Source organism: Mucilaginibacter calamicampi (assembly GCF_042676765.1).
GTDB lineage: Bacteria > Bacteroidota > Bacteroidia > Sphingobacteriales > Sphingobacteriaceae > Mucilaginibacter > Mucilaginibacter calamicampi.
Genome location: NZ_JBHTHU010000002.1, coordinates 57,898 through 77,313, shown reverse-complemented (window position 1 = coordinate 77,313; position 19,416 = coordinate 57,898). Strand labels below are relative to the sequence as shown.

The 19,416-nt window shown below is 42.3% G+C and carries 22 protein-coding genes, 1 tRNA gene and 1 other RNA gene; 16 read left to right on the top strand and 8 right to left on the bottom strand.

Annotation, left to right across the window (positions count from 1 at the left end; translation table 11 throughout):
- The first annotated feature begins 84 nt into the window (after window positions 1-84).
- Complete coding sequence (locus ACFQZS_RS04500; RefSeq protein ID WP_377097709.1) at window positions 85-426, top strand: hypothetical protein; 342 nt, start codon at window positions 85-87, stop codon at window positions 424-426.
- A gap of 129 nt (window positions 427-555) precedes the next feature.
- Complete coding sequence (locus tag ACFQZS_RS04495) at window positions 556-2,709, top strand: tetratricopeptide repeat-containing sensor histidine kinase (protein WP_377097707.1); 2,154 nt, start codon at window positions 556-558, stop codon at window positions 2,707-2,709.
- On the opposite strand, the gene ACFQZS_RS04490 is transcribed toward ACFQZS_RS04495, so the two are convergent.
- On the bottom strand, window positions 2,674-4,029 hold the full coding sequence (locus ACFQZS_RS04490; protein ID WP_377097705.1) for a GH1 family beta-glucosidase: 1,356 nt from the start codon (window positions 4,027-4,029) through the stop codon (window positions 2,674-2,676). The genes ACFQZS_RS04495 and ACFQZS_RS04490 overlap by 36 nt on opposite strands.
- Before the next feature lie 296 nt (window positions 4,030-4,325).
- Here ACFQZS_RS04490 and ACFQZS_RS04485 point away from each other — a divergent pair, with 296 nt between their 5' ends.
- The 4 genes from ACFQZS_RS04485 to ACFQZS_RS04470 are packed head-to-tail and all read left to right on the top strand — an operon-like array spanning window position 4,326 to window position 6,356.
- Entirely contained in the window at window positions 4,326-4,784 is a 459-nt protein-coding gene (locus tag ACFQZS_RS04485) for a DinB family protein (RefSeq protein ID WP_377097703.1), read from the top strand.
- A gap of 45 nt (window positions 4,785-4,829) precedes the next feature.
- Window positions 4,830-5,306, top strand: coding sequence for a hypothetical protein (locus ACFQZS_RS04480; RefSeq protein WP_377097701.1), 477 nt, complete (start codon window positions 4,830-4,832; stop codon window positions 5,304-5,306).
- A gap of 1 nt (window position 5,307) precedes the next feature.
- On the top strand, window positions 5,308-5,946 hold the full coding sequence (locus tag ACFQZS_RS04475) for an SCO family protein (RefSeq protein WP_377097700.1): 639 nt from the start codon (window positions 5,308-5,310) through the stop codon (window positions 5,944-5,946).
- On the top strand, window positions 5,943-6,356 hold the full coding sequence (locus tag ACFQZS_RS04470) for a c-type cytochrome (protein WP_377097698.1): 414 nt from the start codon (window positions 5,943-5,945) through the stop codon (window positions 6,354-6,356). The genes ACFQZS_RS04475 and ACFQZS_RS04470 overlap by 4 nt, the downstream gene beginning before the upstream one ends.
- A 2-nt stretch (window positions 6,357-6,358) precedes the next feature.
- Here the strand turns inward: ACFQZS_RS04470 and ACFQZS_RS04465 are convergent, their stop codons facing one another.
- Window positions 6,359-6,670 carry a hypothetical protein gene (locus ACFQZS_RS04465; RefSeq protein ID WP_377097696.1) on the bottom strand — a complete coding sequence of 104 codons (312 nt, stop codon included), beginning with the start codon at window positions 6,668-6,670 and terminating at the stop codon, window positions 6,359-6,361.
- A gap of 53 nt (window positions 6,671-6,723) precedes the next feature.
- Window positions 6,724-7,713, bottom strand: a complete 990-nt coding sequence (locus tag ACFQZS_RS04460) for a YihY/virulence factor BrkB family protein (RefSeq protein WP_377097695.1) — start codon at window positions 7,711-7,713, stop codon at window positions 6,724-6,726.
- A gap of 128 nt (window positions 7,714-7,841) precedes the next feature.
- Between ACFQZS_RS04460 and rnpB the strand changes: the two genes are divergently transcribed.
- From rnpB to ACFQZS_RS04430, 6 genes are all read left to right on the top strand, one after another.
- Window positions 7,842-8,220: RNase P RNA component class A (gene rnpB, locus ACFQZS_RS04455), an RNA gene on the top strand.
- Between the two features lie 199 nt (window positions 8,221-8,419).
- Entirely contained in the window at window positions 8,420-10,501 is a 2,082-nt protein-coding gene (locus tag ACFQZS_RS04450) for an alpha-glucuronidase (protein ID WP_377097693.1), read from the top strand.
- A gap of 112 nt (window positions 10,502-10,613) precedes the next feature.
- Entirely contained in the window at window positions 10,614-11,441 is an 828-nt protein-coding gene (locus ACFQZS_RS04445; RefSeq protein WP_377097691.1) for an MBL fold metallo-hydrolase, read from the top strand.
- Window positions 11,442-11,488: 47 nt separating this feature from the next.
- A tRNA-Lys gene (locus tag ACFQZS_RS04440) sits at window positions 11,489-11,561 on the top strand.
- Window positions 11,562-11,722: 161 nt separating this feature from the next.
- On the top strand, window positions 11,723-12,331 hold the full coding sequence (locus tag ACFQZS_RS04435; protein ID WP_377097688.1) for a dihydrofolate reductase family protein: 609 nt from the start codon (window positions 11,723-11,725) through the stop codon (window positions 12,329-12,331).
- A gap of 230 nt (window positions 12,332-12,561) precedes the next feature.
- The gene (locus ACFQZS_RS04430) at window positions 12,562-13,197 is read left to right on the top strand and encodes a GIN domain-containing protein (RefSeq protein ID WP_377097685.1); all 636 of its coding nucleotides are present in this window, start codon (window positions 12,562-12,564) and stop codon (window positions 13,195-13,197) included.
- Window positions 13,198-13,270: 73 nt separating this feature from the next.
- On the opposite strand, the gene ACFQZS_RS04425 is transcribed toward ACFQZS_RS04430, so the two are convergent.
- Entirely contained in the window at window positions 13,271-13,882 is a 612-nt protein-coding gene (locus tag ACFQZS_RS04425) for a superoxide dismutase family protein (protein ID WP_377097683.1), read from the bottom strand.
- Window positions 13,883-13,983: 101 nt separating this feature from the next.
- Here ACFQZS_RS04425 and ACFQZS_RS04420 point away from each other — a divergent pair, with 101 nt between their 5' ends.
- Together ACFQZS_RS04420 and ACFQZS_RS04415 are read left to right on the top strand one after the other, a co-directional pair.
- Window positions 13,984-14,571 carry a Crp/Fnr family transcriptional regulator gene (locus ACFQZS_RS04420; protein WP_377097681.1) on the top strand — a complete coding sequence of 196 codons (588 nt, stop codon included), beginning with the start codon at window positions 13,984-13,986 and terminating at the stop codon, window positions 14,569-14,571.
- Between the two features lie 84 nt (window positions 14,572-14,655).
- Entirely contained in the window at window positions 14,656-15,114 is a 459-nt protein-coding gene (locus ACFQZS_RS04415) for a DoxX family protein (protein ID WP_377097679.1), read from the top strand.
- A 16-nt stretch (window positions 15,115-15,130) separates the two neighbouring features.
- On the opposite strand, the gene ACFQZS_RS04410 is transcribed toward ACFQZS_RS04415, so the two are convergent.
- Both ACFQZS_RS04410 and ACFQZS_RS04405 read right to left on the bottom strand, forming a co-directional pair.
- Window positions 15,131-15,352: a hypothetical protein gene (locus tag ACFQZS_RS04410; RefSeq protein WP_377097678.1), complete on the bottom strand. Its 222-nt coding sequence runs from the start codon at window positions 15,350-15,352 to the stop codon at window positions 15,131-15,133.
- 130 nt (window positions 15,353-15,482) lie between these two features.
- Complete coding sequence (locus ACFQZS_RS04405) at window positions 15,483-16,079, bottom strand: DUF1684 domain-containing protein (RefSeq protein ID WP_377097676.1); 597 nt, start codon at window positions 16,077-16,079, stop codon at window positions 15,483-15,485.
- 386 nt (window positions 16,080-16,465) lie between these two features.
- Here ACFQZS_RS04405 and ACFQZS_RS04400 point away from each other — a divergent pair, with 386 nt between their 5' ends.
- Together ACFQZS_RS04400 and ACFQZS_RS04395 are read left to right on the top strand one after the other, a co-directional pair.
- Window positions 16,466-17,857, top strand: a complete 1,392-nt coding sequence (locus ACFQZS_RS04400; RefSeq protein WP_377097675.1) for a sigma-54-dependent transcriptional regulator — start codon at window positions 16,466-16,468, stop codon at window positions 17,855-17,857.
- 32 nt (window positions 17,858-17,889) lie between these two features.
- On the top strand, window positions 17,890-18,225 hold the full coding sequence (locus tag ACFQZS_RS04395; protein ID WP_377097673.1) for a MerR family transcriptional regulator: 336 nt from the start codon (window positions 17,890-17,892) through the stop codon (window positions 18,223-18,225).
- Here ACFQZS_RS04395 and ACFQZS_RS04390 read toward each other — a convergent pair whose 3' ends face one another.
- Window positions 18,226-18,609 (bottom strand): DUF3037 domain-containing protein, encoded by a 384-nt coding sequence (locus ACFQZS_RS04390; RefSeq protein WP_377097670.1) that lies wholly within the window; start codon window positions 18,607-18,609, stop codon window positions 18,226-18,228.
- Complete coding sequence (locus tag ACFQZS_RS04385; protein WP_377097668.1) at window positions 18,587-19,378, bottom strand: HipA family kinase; 792 nt, start codon at window positions 19,376-19,378, stop codon at window positions 18,587-18,589. Before ACFQZS_RS04385 ends, ACFQZS_RS04390 begins: the two co-directional genes overlap by 23 nt.
- Window positions 19,379-19,416: the final 38 nt, after the last annotated feature.

The window sequence follows — 19,416 nt, the reverse complement described above, 5'->3', positions numbered from 1 at the left end:
AACATAAAAATAATATTAACTTTACCTTTCATTAACCTATTTTTGTCGCTGTACTTCAACCACTTATTTGAAATTAACTTCCGTATGAAAAAGAATGAAGCTGTAGCTATTGCAAAAAAAGCACGTAAAGCATTTAAAAAAGAATTAACCGATAAAATAGCTACACAATTAAAAGCCGCTGTTGGTGAGCTGGGTACTGATGTTAAGAAAGCTAGCAAAGCAATTGAAAAGGCTGCCAAAAATCTGGCAAAAAAATTATCAAAGCAGGCGACAAGCAAAAAACCGGCAGCACCTAAGGCCGAAGCTAAAGTAAAGCCTGTAGCAAAAGCCACCCCTGCCAAAGCTGACGCTCCTGCAGAAAAAGCTACCACACCTGCAAAAAGCAAAGCTGCTACCGCAAAAAAACCTGCAGCAAAGGCAGACTAACAAGATTTAGTTGTTAAAACTTCAAGGAATACCCGCTGTGTTATAAAAAAGTTTATTTTTATAACGAGGGGATTAATTAATTCAAAAAAAGTATTCGTTTGTAGCAAATTTGCTGCGTGAATATTATATTTGTTAATCCCCGTTAAAAAGTTGGTATTGATCTGCCTGAAAAAATATTTCTCACTTCCAATTGCTACTTTAGGGTGGTTGGTATTTTTTTTGGTTTGTTTAACCGGCTGCGAGAAACAATCAGACGACTCAGGCCGGTACACCGAAGCTTTTCTGCCTGTATTTAATCAAACTACCCGTTTTTTTGATGCTGATCAAACCGAAAAGGGTCTTACTTATTTGGATTCGACTTTTAGTAAATTGTCTTCGCCATCCTATTCAGACCGTTTCCGGTTTTACGCTTTTCATTATGTGCACTATCAACGTGTGTTGCACAATTATCCAACCGCTTTATTGTATGCCGATAGCATGATGCAAATGGCTAACAAAACCAGCGACAAGCCTGATTATGTGCACTATCTTGCCGAAGCTAACTATGCCAAGGGCGACACCTATTTTGATCTGAATCAATACAACGAATCCTATCAATGTTATTACCAGGGTTATCTGCTTGGTAAAAGCTACCTTAATAACGAAGCTCTTTCTGATTATACTTATCGCATGGGGATGATCATGTATAAAAAATCACGGTATTTAGCAGCTGCCAATTACTTTAAAGAAAGCTATAAACAGAGAAGCGATATTAAGGCAGAGAATGATTTTGTGGCTTTTTACCGCATGCAGGAGTTGCTGGATAATATTGGATTAAGCCATAAACACAACGGCGACCTTGACAGCGCTTTGGTCTATTTTAATAAGGCCACGTTGTTTGTGTCTGCCAACGCGGATAAATACCCCGAAAAGAAGGGATTTAAAGAAATGGCCCTGGGCGTAATATATGGGAACGAGGCAGAAGTTTACATTGAACAAAAAAAGTATGACAATGCGATTGACCTTTTACAAAAGAGTATTGCCATTAATAAGCAAAAGGGCTTTGATAACACAGATGCGCAATACGCACAGATTAAGCTTGCCCGTATATACGCCGATCAACACCAGATTACAAAATTAAAAGGGCTGCTAGATGAACTGCGCCCGCAACTAGATTCTACCAGGAATGGTACAGCCGAAGCGGAATGGCACCGTTTGATGGGTGAGTATTACATTACCCAAAATAACCTGCAACAAGCGATGAGCCATTTGCAGCTTTACAATACACTTAAAGATTCGCTGGCCAAACAAACCAGCCTATTGCGCGAAAGTGATGTTAATGAGCAGTTAAGCAACTACGAAAAGGCACACGAAATTGAATTACTGAATGAGAATAATAAGATACAACGTATTTATCTGGTTGTATCTATATTATTTGGCTTGATGGCGTTGGTTATTATTTTGCTGGTTTACCGTTACTGGCGCCGGTCTAAAAACGATGTTAGGTTGATGAATCAGCTTAATAAGCAAATAAATGAGCAAAACAGCAACCTTGAAAAAGCACTGGAAAAGCTACAGGTAAGTAGTCAGGAGAAGGACCGCATTTTAAGGGCTGTAGCGCACGATCTACGCAACCCGATAGGCGGAATAGCATCATTAACCACTATAATGGCTGAGGAGGCTTATAGCGATGAGCAGAAGGAAATGATAAACCTGGTAAGGGAAACATCGTACAATTCGCTTGAACTTATTAATGAGATACTGGAGGCCGCCAACGTAACTTCAATTCAATTAAACCCCGAGCCGGTTGAGATCAACGCGTTGGTAAATAACAGTGTTGAACTGCTGCGGTTTAAAGCTGCCGAAAAAGGACAGCAGATACTTTTTGACCCATTACCTGCTCCACAGGAATTGCAAATAAGCCGGGAAAAGATATGGCGCGTTATTAGCAACCTGGTAAGTAACGCCATAAAGTTTAGCCCAACGGGGGCTACAGTTTACGTTTTGGTTGAAAAAGCTGCCGATCAGGTAATTATTTCTGTAAAAGACAATGGCATTGGCATTCCTGAAAAAATGCAGGATCAGGTGTTCAATATGTTCACCAGCGCGCAGCGCCCGGGTACGGCCGGCGAAAAATCATTTGGATTAGGCCTTTCTATCTGCCAGCAGATAATGGAAAAATCGGGAGGTGCCATTTGGTTCAATAGCCGCAAGGACGGAACAACGTTTTATATAAGCTTGCCGTTAACAGATGGATCAGTAGGCGGCTCAGCTCAAAAAATCAGCGTACCATTTACCCGATGATTTGACAATGCGCTGCTGCGTTTCAAAATCAACATATATTATCCCAAAGCGCGGGTGGTAGCCTTCTGCCCATTCAAAGTTGTCTGTAAGCGTCCATATAAAATAGCCGCTCACCTTGCAGCCTTCATTCTTAGCTTTTAATACTTGTTGTAAATACTCCTGTAAGTACGTAACCCGCATGGGGTCGTCTACCGCGTCTCCTTCCCTGTTGTCGGGAAAGGCCGCGCCACTTTCTGTTAGATAAACCTTTTTTATTTGCGGGTATTGGTTGTATTTATGCAAAAGGTGATAAATAGATTGCGGCCATACCTCCCAGCCCATTGTGGTTACAGGCACATTCCTGTTTTCGGCTTTAACTAAGGATGCCTGTATATAGGGTGTGAAAAAAGAATATTTTACAATTTCGCGCGTGTAATTTTGCAGGCCAATAAAATCAAAATCAAATGCCAGCTTATTCTCATCGCCGGGCAGCATATATTTTTTGATGCCTTTTAATACCGGCAGATCTGCAAACGGATAACCTAAACCCAATACAGGCTCAATAAACAAGCGATTAAGCAAAGTATCAACCCTTTTAGCGGCAGCTATATTCCGTGGGCTGTCCGAGTAAGGTTCAATGTAAGAACAAGAGAATGTTGTACCAATTTCCGCGTTTGGAAGTATCTCCCTCAGTGCCTTCCCTCCTGCTGCTACACTCAATGTAACATGATGAACAGCCGGAAGAAAATTACTTAACCCGGTTTTTCCCGGCGCATGTATCCCGAAAAAATATCCGGCACCTGTAAACACCGAAGGCTCGTTCATCACCATCCAATGTTTAACCCTATCGCCAAAAGCGCGGGCACAAACGCCAATAAAATCTGTAAACCAATTTATAACCTCGCGGTTTGTCCAGCCGCCTTTAAGTTCAAGTGTGTGCGGCAGGTCCCAATGGTACAACGTTAGCCAGGGTTCAACACCAAGCGCCAGGCAATAATCAATTACTTTATTATAATAGTCAATACCGGCCTGGTTAATTGCACCCGTACCGTTTGGCATAACGCGCGACCATGATATTGAAAAGCGGAAATTTGGAATGTTTAGTTGCTTTATGAGATCAATATCGTTTTGATACTGATTATAAAAATTGCAGGCTGTGTAATGGTGAACGTTGCCACGGATCTTGCCTTTTTTCCGGGCAAATACGTCCCAGATAGAGTCGCCTTTGCCATCGGCATCATGCGCACCCTCAATTTGTACAGCAGCTGTAGAAACACCCCAGATAAAGTCGTCGCCAAAAAGCGCCTTGCTAACAGGTGTTTTGTTGTTATTAGATTCCATTAAATTGAGCTAACCAGCAGCCCAAATTGTATATTATAATTTGATAAAAAAAATCCTTTGGCGGATTAGTGAATAAAAGACGACCTCATGCTTTTTGAGATCATCCAGTCGCGTAAGCTGTTAAAAAAACCAATGATGTATTTCATGATATGCTTCTTTATGGTAATAAAGGTACGCTGCTGGTATGACGTTAGTATAACAACAACATTATCATATTGTTAAGCACTTTTTGCAAATAAATGACTAACAAGCTGCACAGTAACGTTTAAATTAGCCCATTAGAAAATGCTAATCCTATGTTTAAAGAATATTTTGCCGGGCTTTTTAAATATGATGCGTATTGTAATAAGAAATTTGCCTCTCTTATTAATTCGGCCAACAATAATTACCGGTCTACTGAATTAATGTCTCATTTGTTAAATGCGCAGCAAATTTGGCTGAGCCGCTGCCTAGGCACAGCTTTTACAACAAACCAACTTTGGCCAAAATGGGAACCGGACACATTTGATGGAATAATAGATAAAAACTACACGGAGTGGATGAATTTTCTAAATAATGATCCGGACGTTCATCAAACAATAGTTTATAAAAACACAAAGGGCGAGCAATTTAGTAGCAAGCTTATTGATATTCTGGCTCATGTTATAAATCATGGCACCCATCACCGCGCGCAAATTGGAATTCTGTTAAAACAAAACGATGGCGTAGAACTACCATCAACAGATTATGTACACTATGTGCGGGGCCTGCAATAATCAATCCCTTTAATTAACGTTATAAACCCATAATAAACCTTAATTTTGGCAATCTTAAAACTCACCCGACTCATGAAAAAATTGTTTATTCCCTTTGCGCTTATTGTTTTAGCATTTGCCTCCTGCACTGATGAAAAGGCCCAAAAAGAGGCAGAAGAAAAGACAAAGGAAAAGACATATCTAAACGAAGTGATTAAAATTCATGACGAAGTAATGGGTAAGGAAGATCGGTTGATGCGTAATAAAATGAAAATAGATACCATTTTAATACCCGATACGCTAAATGCTAAATACACCGTTGTAGAAAAGGCAACTCTAAGTGCTCTAAGATCAAAATTATTGGCGGCTGATGAAGCAATGTCTAAGTGGATGCAGGATTTCGACGCGGAGCTAAAAGGAAAAACGCACGAGGAAAAAATCAAATATTATATTGAGCAAAAAAAGGCTGTAACCCAAATTGACTCAATATTTACGGCGGTTATAGAGGGATCGGACAAATATCTGAAAGAAATAAAAAAATAAAATGAGAAAAATACTATTAGCAGCGATTGTAATTGTATGGAGTGGCTGTAAGTTTAATGATGATATTAAACGCCTGCCTATTGCAGGTAACCGCGATGTTGCTACCAAAGTAGTTAATGGGCAAACGGTTACTGATACAGTATATCAAACTATTCCGGAGTTTAAGACAGTTAATCAATACGGAGATTCTATTAAGAGTGTAAACCTGGATGCTAATATTTATGTAGCCGATTTCTTTTTTACCACCTGCCCTTCCATTTGCCCTACTATGCACCGTAACATGCTTAAGGTGTACGAAGAGTTTAAGGATATGCCCGATTTTAAAATTATATCTTACACCATCGACCCAAAAAATGACAGCGCAGCGGTGTTAAAAAAGTACGCTGATAAACTGGGAATTGAGGGCAACCGCTGGTGGTTACTACAAGGGAAAAAAGAAGAGATCTATAAACTATCGCAAAATTACCTTGTAACCTTCCCGGTAGAAGATGCCAAAGAAAAGTTCATTCATGATGGCTTCTTTATATTGGTGGATAAACAAAAGCGCATTCGCGGTCAGTATGACGGTACGCAACCTGATTCGGTTCAAAAACTGATCAATGATATTAAAATTTTAAGAGCCGAACCCGAACAAAAATGAAGTGGAAAGTAACTGGCTTTCTGGCTTTGTTTGTTGTTGCGCTGATAGCCTGTCAAAGCGACGAAGAGTTGGAATTTGCCCGTTACTACTCTGCCGGAATGGTAATATATCAAAGCAAATGTCAAAACTGCCACGGTTCTGACGGTAAAGGTTTAGCGGCTTTGATCCCGGCGCTCAACAACCCGGCGCACCTTAAAGCTAACTATTCATCGTTAGCCTGTTTGGTTAAATACGGTTCAAAAAGTTCAATAAATCCTGATGGGAAGACTTTTGGCGGCGAAATGCCCGCGACAGATCTGCCCAATGTTGATATTGCTAAAGTGTTAACCTATGTAACCAATTCTTTTGGAAACAAAATGGGCACCATCAACACGCAACAGGTAGAAAACAATTTAAAAGATTGTAAATAATATTATCTGCTTTTGCTCATTAAGGGCATTACCACCAAACGCACTATGGTATGTGCTACTAATGATAAGGTCAGGGTAAAGCCAATTATCATCCCCTTTTTTATCGGCGTATTGAAATAGTCTAAGAAAGCAGACTGCCCGTTACGGCTGCTAAGCACTGCCAGTGCAAACACTGTTAAACCAGTAAGCCACAATGTTAAATGCGAGTAGAAGTAACGTTTTCGCGCTAATTGTGAATTAGGAAAAGCCGTGAATAACAGTATAACATGCGCCAGAAATAAGCCGGCGGCTACCATCCATAAAAAATTATACATAAGGTAGATTTTTTTACCAATAATAACCACTTTTAGGAGTATTTACAATAGTGTTACTGCTTTTTAACTTCAGACTCAATGGTATTTCCGGTTTCTTTGTCAATTTTCTTAGGTAGCTTTTTTACATTTCTTTCAACCTCTGTCTGTTCTACATGTACAGCATAGTCAGCAGGTTCAATGCGCTTGCCTTTAAAATCAACATATGCCTTTGTAAATTCGGCACCAAAGTACAGAATGGCAGCAGTGTAATACACCCACAAAAGTATAGCTATGAGCGAGCCCGCTGCCCCATAGGTGGAACTATTGGCAGATGACGCCACATAGATGCCAATTGCAAAGCGGCCCAGCATAAACAGAAGTGAAGTGAATATGGCACCGGAACGCACATCTTTCCAGGCTATCTTGGCATCGGGCAGTACTTTAAATATCACCGCAAAAAGTGTGGTGATCACTATAAAGCTTATAATTATATTAATCGCATTGAAAATCAATACGGTAACATCAGGCAAGTAGGTTTTAAGCCTGTCGCTCAAAGCCAGCAGCGCACCATTTAGAATAAGGGATACCAGCAACAAAAAGCCTAATGAGATAATTAACGATCCGGATAGCAAGCGGTCATTTAGCATTTTAAGCCAGGCTTTTTTAGGCTTGGCTTTAACCTGCCAGATAATATTGATGGACTCCTGTATCTCGCCGAAAACTGTTGTGGCACCTATAACAAGTGTTATAGATCCTATGATGATAGATAGGGTTGATTTACCCGTTAATTCTAACCGTGCTATCATATCCTGGATCTGTTTAGCCGCGTCATTCCCTACAAAGCCATTTATTTCGGCAAATAGCTGTCCCTGGATAGCTTCTCTCCCTAAAAATAAACCCGCCAGCGATATTACCAGCAGCAACAGCGGCGCTAAGGAAAAAATGGTATAGTAGGCCAACGAAGCGCTGAATTTAAGCGCCATATCGTTAGAAAACCCTGCAAATGCTGCCTTAATGATCGTCCACCCGTTTTTAAGTGCCTGTATGGTAAAATATTTCTTCATAATAAGTTTAACTGCCATAACCTTCAACACAAGCACATAGCTTAGTGTTTTGCTCAACTTGCATTTGTTATCTAAATCATCACCACACTTGGCCTGTGCTTACTTACCGACTTAAACGCTATCTTTGTTACGCAAAACGTTCTATCGCTGTCTTGATTTTATCGGGGCGGAGGAAAGTCCGGGCAACACAGAGCATCCTGCTTCCTAACGGGAAGGCGCCGTCAGCCGGCGACAGCAAGTGCCACAGAAAATAAACCGCCCCGATTTATTGGGGTAAGGGTGAAAACGTGAGGTAAGAGCTCACGGCTTTTCCGGGCAACCGGGATCGCGGTAAACCTCAGGAGTTGAAAAACCAAATAGGTCCTGAACGCGGAGCTGCTCGCTCCCACTCCGGTAACGGAATTTCAGGATGGGTAGGTTGTTAAAGCCTGTTAGCAATAGCAGGACAAGATCAATGATAGAAACCCTTTTAGGGAAACAGAACCCGGCTTACAACTTTGCTGCTGAAAATTAAACGCCCTGCTTACGCGGGGCGTTTTCCTTTTTATTTCGCAATCGTTTTAGACGATTTTTACCTATTGCGGGACAATTACACGCGGCCACTTGTCTATTAATAAGCTAAAAACAGCTATTTTGCGCCCTTTAGGTTTGGTAAATTACTTTACTGAAGCAACCAATTTTAACCCGATTAAATTAAAATTAAGCAATGAAGATGATCTTAACAGCATCCAGAAACTTTATTTGGATATACGCGCTTGTTTTGCTGGCGTTCAGCGCCAGGGCAGACGATGGGCACGACCTTTGGTTAAGGCCGGTAAACGCAAAACCTGTAAAGGTAACAGGTGTCAACGCCAAATCGCCGATGATGGGTATAGCCAAAAAAGAAATTGAACAACGTTGGTTAGGTGCGGAAAACGCCACGGTAGAGTTCAGAATAGTAAAGGACCCAACCGTTAAGACCGATGGTTTTAAAATAACCGGCAATGCCATAAGCGCTACCAGCGAAAGCGGAATACTTTACGGCGCATACGAGCTGCTACGCCGCCAGCAAACCGGCGATTTGAGTAATGTTATCTCTAACCCATCGTACCAACGGAGAATATTAAATCATTGGGACAATTTGAATGGCTCCATTGAACGTGGTTATGCCGGCAACTCTATTTTTTGGCGCAGCGGCGATAATGCATTCACCGTAACCGAAAAAGACAAACAGCTATGGCAGGAATATGCACGCGCTAACGCGTCTATCGGCATTAACGGCTCTGTTTTGAACAACGTTAACGCATCCGCCCAAATATTAGGTGCAGATCAGCTAAAGCGATTGGTAGCCATTGCGGCGGTGTTGCGCCCATATGGCATTAAAACCTACTTGTCTATTAACTTCGCCTCTCCGATTGGTTTAGGCAAATTGCCTAATGCTGATCCGTTAAACCCAGAAGTAATAAAATGGTGGAAGGAAAAAGTAGCCGAGATATACAAGCTGGTGCCTGATTTTGGAGGCTTTTTGGTAAAGGCAAACAGCGAAGGCCAGCCGGGCCCGCAAGATTATAAACGTACACATGTTGACGGTGCCAACATGCTTGCCGATGCATTAAAGCCGTATAATGGCATTGTAATGTGGCGCGCGTTTGTATATAACGCGTCTGAAAAAGATCGTGCTAAGCAAGCTTATCTGGAGTTTATGCCTTTTGACGGGCAGTTTAGAGATAATGTAATTATCCAGGTAAAGAATGGCCCGATAGATTTTCAGCCGAGGGAACCATTTAGTCCGCTGTTTGGCGCCTTGAAGAAAACACCTATTATGCCTGAGTTACAGGTAACGCAGGAGTATCTGGGACATTCAGAGCAACTGGTGTTCCTGGCAACCATGTGGGAGGAAATGTTTAAGAGCGATACCTACCAGGAAGGTAAAAACAGCACCGTGGCACGCGTAACAGATGGCAGCATTTTCCCACAAAAATATACCGCTATAGCTGGTGTATCTAATGTAGGCCTTGACACCAACTGGAACGGGCATGAATTTGCACAAGCCAACTGGTACGCTTACGGCCGTATGGCCTGGAACGATCAGTTAGATAGCAAAACCATAGCCGACGAATGGATAAAGTTAACCTTCGCTCCTGCTGATGTTAACAATAACTGGAAAAACGGCTTTTTAGAGCCTGTTAAGAAAATGATGTTGGAGAGCCGTGAAACGGCTGTAGATTATTCAATGCCGCTTGGTTTACACCATATTTTTGCTGGCAGTCATCATTATGGCCCGGGCCCGTGGTGGGCTCCGGCAGGAACACGTAAGGATTGGACGCCTCCCTACTATCACCAGGCCGATGCCAATGGTATTGGGTTTGATCGTACCAAAAATGGAACCGATGCTGTAGATCAATATCACGCGCCATTAGCTGCTGATTTTAATAATGTAGCCACCACGCCCGAAATGTACCTGCTTTACTTCCACCACCTAAGCTGGGATTATAAAATGAAAAATGGCAAAACTTTGTGGGATGACCTGTGCTCGCACTGGGATAGCGGTGTTAAACAGGTGCGCCAGTACCAGGTTGTTTGGGATAAAGTTGAACCGTATGTTGACGCGCAACGTTTCGCCCGCGTTCAGGAGAAACTACGCCGCCAAACGCGCGACGCTCAGTTTTGGAAAGATGCCTGCATCCTGTACTTCCAGCAATTCAGTAAGCGGCCGATCCCTGACTATGTAGAGCGACCGGTAAATAATCTGAATTACTATATGACTACCGACCCGCTTAGCATGAAACCGGTGCAGCAAAGACGATAGCAAAATCTATAAAATGTATAAGAAAAACGCCTCGAATTAAATGAGGCGTTTTTTGTTTTTATAGGGTCGGCCTATCACAATTATTATACTTTTGCGCTAAATACTATTCTGCATGGCAAATAACATCAATCTACAGGTATACCACGGCGTTGAAGCAACAGTTAACGCCTACATTTTCTCAGACGATCAAAGCATAATTTTGGTTGATTGTCTTCGTAACAGCAACGAGGCATCAAAATTGGCCGCTCAAATTAAAGAGATGGGCAAGCCCCTAACCCATTTATTTATTACACACGGGCACCCTGATCACTACACAGGTATGAACGTAATTAAAAATGAGTTCCCGGATGTGCGGATAGTTGTCAATGCACCCGAAATAAAAGCAGACATCATCAATTTTTCAACCTGGATGGAAAGCGTTGGCTGGCTGGAGGGCGAACCGGCATTAAAGCCAAAAACAGATGCTAATCCTGATGGCTTTGACTATGAAGGTAACATCAGCATTTTAAAACGTGGTAAATTGATTTTGGCTGAAGGCGCTGAAATTGAAGCCTTTAGTAACTACGAACCTACTGAGTGCGAGCACCTGACCACTTTATATAGCGCGGACTTAAAAGCTTTCTTCTCGAACGATTTTGTGTACAATGGCGTGCACCCATGGCTGGCTATTGATAAACAGAATATTGAGAACTGGAAAAACCAACTGTTGGAGTTTGCTAACGTGCTGGAAAAAGACTTGACCATCTATCCCGGCCATGGTAAACCGGCTGATATAACCGTTTTTGAAAAACAACTAAAATACATTAACGATTTTGAAGCAACCGTAGCCGCTGCAAAAAGCCGCGAAGAAGCTATGCAAAAAATGCAAGAGCTATACCCGGATTACACGCAAGCTGATTTTCTGCTTGTCTATTCGGTTAACGCTTTTGTAGCAGAATAATATTCAGGGGTGGCAAAAATACCTTTTATGTGTATATTTGCCCTCCCGACTCCGTAGCTCAGCTGGTAGAGCAAATGACTCTTAATCATTGGGTCGAGAGTTCGAATCTCTCCGGGGTCACTAATAAGTCTCGGCAATTAGCCGGGACTTTTCTTTTTACTCGTCCCCGGTCACATCCCCCCTTCATTTAGTCACATATCCACCTCATTGCCTACAACCTTTTAACAGAGATTTGTGTTATTAATTAATCACACGAAAAACTATAAAAGGACACAAACACCATGAGAAAGATCATTGTATTATCATTCATCACATTAGACGGCGTAATGCAGGCACCGGGAGGACCGGAAGAAGATCCATCAGAAGACTTCAAATACGGCGGCTGGAGCGCGCCGTTTGACGACGAAAGCACAGGGCACCTAATGCAGAAAATGATGGAACCTGCCGATTTGTTGCTGGGCAGAAAAACGTTTGACATTTTCGCTAATTATTGGCCCACACATGCTGAAATTTGGCCCGGTGTTAACGATGTGCACAAGTATACACTATCAACAACGCTAAAAAACAGCGACGCTGTAGTTACTAGCTGGAACAATTCATCCGTAATAAACAGCCTGGATGAAGTTAAAAAGCTGAAAGATGCTGAAGGTTCTGACCTGAAGATATGGGGCAGCAGCAAACTTGTTCAGTCACTGCTTGAGCACGACCTGGTTGATGAGTTATGGATAATGACCCACCCTGTTATACTAGGGAAAGGCAAAAAACTATTTGCTGATAATTCCCTGCCGGGATCGTTTAAACTGGTGGAAAGCTTTGTATCAGACAAGGGTGTAATAATAGCAAACTACAAACGCGCCGGTGAGGTAGAGACAGGTAACATGGGCGTTTAAGCTCATAAAATTTCTAAATATCGCAATAGCCATGGGGTAACGCTCATGGCTATTTGCATTTCCGTCATTATTTATTAAGCCCCTCGCCTACACAATCCCGCGGGTTGTCTACACAACCACGCTGGTTGTCTATTACACACTAAGTGCCACTTAACTTTTTGTTTTTCAGCTTGTCATAGAGGTGTATTTAAAATAATTAAAAAATATTCACCATTAAAATATTCAAAAAAATGAAAACTCAATTCGCAACAATCATTACTACAGTAGCTCTATTTGTAAGCACAACCACCCTTACATTTGCTAACACAAAAACAGAAGGTGGAAACCTTGTTTCAACAGAAATAAAAACAGCCGGAAAAATTGACGCCGTTGAAGCCAGCGGCAACGTAGAGGTGTACCTGGTAAACGGCGATTATGATGCTGTTAATGTATACAGCGATTACTATGGCGAAAACGCTGTTGTTAAAAACGAGCAAGGCGTATTACACATAGCATCATACGCGGCTGATAAATTGGTAGTATTTGTTACCGTAAGCGATCTGCAATCAATTACCGCAAAAGATAAGGCCGCTGTAAGAACTTATGGCGACGCGTTATCGACAAAATTACTGGATATCAATATCAAAGATAACGCTACAGCACAGCTAAAGCTTGATGTTGTAGCAGCCAATGTAACGGCTAACAGCAAAGCTAACGTGCAACTGGCCGGTACAATTGAAAATTATCAATTAAACTATAGTCCTGTGGCAAGTATTAATGTAGAAAATCTTAAATGGAAAGCAGCCAGAACAAAAGAAATTGAGCAAGCAAAGCCGTTCCGTGTTAATGCAATGGCGTTCGGAGTAAACGCGGGTTTGTTAAACTAACCTGGCATAACCTTTAAAAAAAAACCCTTTGGCTAAGTGCCAAAGGGTTTTTTGTTTGAAGCGTACGGTTGGGCTACTTTTTATTAATAACACCACACCCTATCCTACTGCCTGAGTTACCGGTGGGCTGCGTTGTATAATCATCCACACCGGAGTGAACTATAATAGCGCGGTTTAAAATATTGGTTTTTTCAGGGCCGCCAATTGTCCAGCGGTCTGTTTCAATTGTAAGGGATGCCCGTCCGTCTTTATCCAGCTTGATATTACCTATATCGCCTGAATGATATTTGGCTGATCCCCATTTACCGTGGTCTTCTTTGGTTGGGTTCCAGTGGCCGTGCGCGCCTTTACCCTCATCGCCGCAGTCGCCATGCTCATGGAAATGAACAGCTACCGTTGAATTTGCTTTTTTAGGTACATTAAGCGTCAATGTAAGTTCAACTTTACCATCTCTTCTAACAAACCTGGCCACGCCTGTTACTACCGTATCAGCTTTAGTACCGCTTAGATCGGCAACTGCTTCGTCGTACATAGCGGTATCAGCATGCATTGTGTGCATAGCCGTGTCAGGTCCGCTTAATGAGTCTTCACGAGCTTCTATCACCTCGGTTTTTTCGCCGCCGCCACAGGCAGCCATAGCCAGCACCAGGCAAAAGCCCATTGCTGTCAAAAAATGTTTTTTCATGTGTTTAGCGTTTATATAAATACTAATGATTTTTTGTACGAAATTGTTTTAACCGCGATATCGCATTTCGGGGTTTAACTTATAATGTTATTTTTGATTTAATGTGGGACCTATTTTATCAAAGCATCCAAAAATTAGGTGTCGTTCTTAACGATGACGAAAAGGCCGTAATTCAGCAGCTGTTTAAATACCGCAAATTTCGTAAAGGCCAATACATTGTTCAGCAAGACGATGTGGTTAAATATGAAACCTTTATCATCAGCGGCGTAACGCGTACTTATACCGTTGATGATAAGGGGCAGGAGCATATTATTACATTTGGTGTTGAAGGATGGTGGACCGGCGACCTGTACAGTTTCTATACCCAAAACGCTACTGCTTTTAATATAGATTGCATTGCCGCGACCGAGGTTTTGCAAATAACGCAGCCTGCATTGGACGAACTTTGCCTTGAAGTGCCTAAAATGAATATTTACTACCGCAATTTGTACCGCAACTCTGTTATTGCCTTTAGCAAGCGTATGCAATCAACTTTAGAGAAAAGCGCGCCGCAGCGCTACGAAGAATTCAGGCAAAACTACCCTCTTATTGAGCAGCGCGTGGCCAACCACCAGATAGCGTCGTTTTTAGGCATTACACCACAAAGCCTTAGCCGTATACGCAGGTTGGTGGCAAAGCCAAAAAGTTAACCTATGTTAACGTAATTACTTATCCTGTGTGATTGCGGGATTTAATGCTTACCTACATCTTTGCATCATTAATTTAATACAAAGATGAAAACAGCAACATTCAACAAACAATCAATTTTTAAAACCGGCGACAGCTTCGGGCCACTTTTGTTAAGGGTTGCAGCGGGCCTGGTAATGCTTGTACATGGCTCGCAAAAGGTATTCGGTACATTTGGCGGTTATGGCTTTAGCGGTACCATGAACTTTTTTACCGAAACCATGCATTTGCCCTGGCTAATAGCGTTGTTGGTAATAGCGATAGAGTTTTTTGGTTCGATAGCGTTAATATTGGGTTTAACAACCCGGCTGGCCGCTTTTGGCATTACCGCAGTTGCCTTGGGCATAGTTATTACCTCGCATATACAATACGGCTTTTTTATGAACTGGTATGGCAGCCAAAAAGGCGAAGGCATTGAATACTTTATACTTTACATAGCTATAAGTGCCTCGCTGGTGATAACAGGTGGCGGTAAGTTTTCTGTAGACAGATTAATTCAACGCTAAATTTTCAACACAAAACTTACGCGGTGTGCTCCTGAATTTTCTCTAACAACGATTTTAATACGTCCCTTGGCAAAGCCTCACCGCTTATTTGCGTGCTGGTTTCGCCAATTGATATTTCGGCTACAGTTTCGTCATTTTCAAGGATAGCATAATGGCCAATGCTGGGCACCACTTCAAATTCCCTGTTTTTATTACCCGATCTTACAGATACTAAAAACCTTTCGTGTAAACCTTCCATAATAAATAAGTTTTGGTTGGTTATATAACACTAAATGCGGGTGTTATGTTTGAGAGATAAACAGCGGATGTTATCGGCAAATTCTAACCAGATATTAACATACATCTTCTATAACAAACAGCTAATGACCTCAATGCCCCTTCCCAAACAACTTCTCGCCCGCTTTAATAGCCACAGCAAGCTTATTCTCATCAGGCGGTTTAGGACATGAGTACAAGTTAGAAAACGCGCAATAAGGGTTGTACGCCTTATTAAAATCAAGTACCAGCAAGTTATCCTTAAACTCAGCTTCGCGCAGGTCTATATAACGGCCGCCACCGTAGGTATCATTGCCATTGGTTTCGTCTGTAAAGGGCAAAAACAGGTAATCTTTATACTCTGGCAGCGCCATCAGAGCTGTACTCCGGTAAACAGTCAATTCCAATGCTTTGCCGTTAAGGCTGAACTTAAGTTTGGCATAAGGCAGGTACTCGCGCGCGGCACCGGTAAACATGGGCATCATAAAGGCGTTAGGGCCGGGTATTTTCTCAACTTTCGCAGTTACCCGGTAGGTGCTGTCGGCTTTGTAAAACCGCAGGTACGGAAGGTCCTCTTTTTTTATGGGTGAGTTTTTCTCTGTTAAAAAATCGTTCTTATATTTTTCACGGAAAGCGGTAATCTGGGCATTGTGATCTTGCGCGAAACAAGCGAAAGTGGTTAACAGTAATAGTAAGGTTAGGTAGCGCATATAATTATTTTGTAGTGCAATATAGTAATTTGAAGAAAAATTTGAGATAGCGTACAGTAATTGCGGGCGAATTTACTGTTGCAGCAAAATTGCAAATTTTGCCTTTTTACAGCAATTTGATTATCAATATATTAGCTCACATTTACAGCTAAAAATCCTGACGAATAAGTGTGTTGCAAAGTGTTGCATGTTTAAACTTACAATAGTTATAAAACACTTAAAATCAATTACATACAAAAACTGCTGTTGCAAGTGTTGCAAAGTGTTGCCTATTATCCTGCAACACCCCTACTTAAATTTTTAGTTTGCCAAAACATCCTTAACTAAAAAGTGTTTACTTTACAATACAAACTATATATTAGCAATAACAACTACTTGAACGGCACATGGCTAAAATATTAATTATTGATGATGAGCGGGCGATCCGCAATACCCTACGCGAAATACTTGAATATGAAGATTATGAGGTTGAAGATGTAGATAACGGCATTGACGGACTGTCAATGATAAGCGCCAACAACTACGACCTGGTGTTATGCGATATTAAAATGAACCGCATGGACGGCATGGAAGTGCTGACCGAAGGTCTGATCATTAAACCCGACCTGCCTTTCATCATGATATCCGGCCACGGCACGGTTGAAACAGCAGTTGAAGCCAGCAAAAAAGGCGCGTTCGACTTTATATCCAAACCACCTGATCTAAATCGCCTGCTTATAACCGTTCGCAACGCGTTAGATCGCGGTAGTTTGGTGGTTGAAACCAAGGTTTTAAAGCGTAAAGTATCCAAGGTAAGGCCTATACTGGGTGATTCGCAGACCATTGGCAAGATCAAAGAAACCATTGAGCGCGTTGCCCCTACCGATGCCCGCGTACTGATAACCGGCGCCAACGGCAGCGGTAAGGAGCTGGTAGCACGCTGGCTGCACGAAAAATCAAACCGCGCCAACGCCCCGTTAATAGAAGTAAACTGCGCCGCCATACCATCTGAGTTAATTGAAAGCGAGTTGTTTGGTCACGAGAAAGGATCATTCACCTCGGCAGTTAAGCAACGTATAGGGAAGTTTGAATCGGCATCAGGCGGCACACTTTTTCTGGATGAGATTGGTGATATGAGCCAGTCGGCACAAGCCAAGGTACTGCGTGCGTTGCAGGAAAGCAAGATTACCCGCGTAGGCGGCGAAAAAGAAATAGATGTAGATGTACGCGTAGTTGCTGCAACAAACAAAGATCTTTTAAAGGAAATAGAAGACGGCAACTTTAGGATGGACCTTTACCACAGGTTAAGCGTGATACTAATACACGTACCACCCCTAACCGAGCGCAAGGATGATATACCACTGCTTACACAGAGCTTTTTAGAGGAGATTTGCAGCGATTACGGCATGCCAGTTAAAAAGGTATCAGAAGGTGCCATGGACGCGCTGAAAGCCCTGCCGTGGACCGGTAATATCCGCGAGCTGCGCAACATGATAGAGCGACTTATTATATTAAGCGACAAGACAATTACCGAAGATGATGTGCGACTGTTTGCTAATCCATCTGCGCCTGTTACTACCAGTGCAGGTACGGCTACTACGGCTGCTGCTGCTCCGCAAACAGACTTTAACCAGTTTAAAAACTTTCAGGAGTATAAAGACCACGCTGAGCGGGAGTATATCAAATTCAAGTTGGAGAAGAACAATTGGAACGTATCAAAAACAGCTGATGACATAGACATTCAGCGAAGCCACTTGTATAGCAAGATAGAAAAATATGGTTTAAAGCGGGGCGAATGATCCCGCTTTAAATTAAAGTATTACCTTTGTATATGCCGTATAAAGAACGCGATATCAGCAAACTATACTACACCATGGGCGAGGTTTCGGCCATGTTTGATGTTAACCCCTCGCTGATACGGTTTTACGAAAAAGAGTTTGAGGTACTGCAGCCTAAGAAGAATAAAAAAGGCAATCGCCTGTTCACTTCAGAGGATCTTGAAAACTTCAAGATCATTTTTCACCTGATAAAAGACAAGGGCTACACCCTTAACGGCGCCAAAGATCACCTTAAACAAAACATGCACGATGTTAAGGATGCCCAGCGTGTTATCGCTTCTTTAGAAAATCTTAAAAAGTTTTTACTGGAAGTAAAAGAGCAGCTGTAATTAAGCAACCATTTCGGCAAATAGCCTTTTCAGTGTTTTTTCGCAATCGTTAGTTAAGCCAGGATGCACTTTTGATGCCTGTACTACTGTGCTGCGCGTAGCGGTAAGCCATCTAAACCTTGACGCTTCATCTAACACAGCTATAGAACCACAGGTGGGGTTGCCTTTAGTTATTTCGGTAAAGGCATGCAGGTTAGACTTTACCTCTGTTATATCCAAACCACTTGAGAAAGCCTCGATACGCGCATCATCAACTTCAATTATACATTGCAGAAACTTCTCTGTTTTGCAAAACAAAATAACCCCGACATTAATAAACTCCTCGCGCTCTACCCTTGGTACAACGCGGATGACGGCGTACTCAAAAACGTTTTTCACGGGCATTTTTTGCTTCTTCAATAAAAATTGCCGATGCGGCAAGCCGCGTTAACAAAAACCGGATATATACTTCCCGTTTTTCTGCAGCGGTTAAAGTTTCATCATCCAACCATTCGTCTGGTATCAAACCGACGATCTCGCGTATCTTATCTTTAGTCAATATTGTTTTAAACTGTACATCAACAGCATCCAGCTCTGTGGCCCAGGGCAGCAACACATGGTCTTTAATCTGCACAAAAGGCCGTGTAGCCTGCTCCTGCCAGTTATCCCATGAGTGGTGAAAGTATAGTGCCGCGCCATGGTCTATTAACCAAAGTTCTTTATGCCACATCAGCATATTGGTATTGCGCGGCGTGCGGTCAACGTTGGTTATTAAACAATCCAGCCAAACTATTTGTGATGCCAGCAGAGCAGATGGCCGCGTAACCACAGCGTCAAAAGTTATAGCGCCCGACAGATAATGCAGCGCCAGATTAAGCCCCACGCTGGCTTTTAAAAGATCCTGGATTTCCTCATCAGGCTCGGTGCGGCCAAACGCGGTATCTAAATTAGCAAACACGATCTCGGGCACTTTAAAACCCAGCGTGCGGGCTAATTCTCCGCCTATAATTTCCGCAATAAGCGCTTTGGTGCCTTGCCCCGCCCCTCTAAATTTCAGTACATAAAGAAAATCGTCGTCTGCTTCGGCTATTGCGGGCAGCGAGCCACCCTCGCGCAACGGTGTAACATAACGGGTAACATTTACAGTTCGTAAGGCAGAAGTTAATGTAGTCATTGCTGATTTCAGGTTCTAAAATTACTCATTTAAACTAA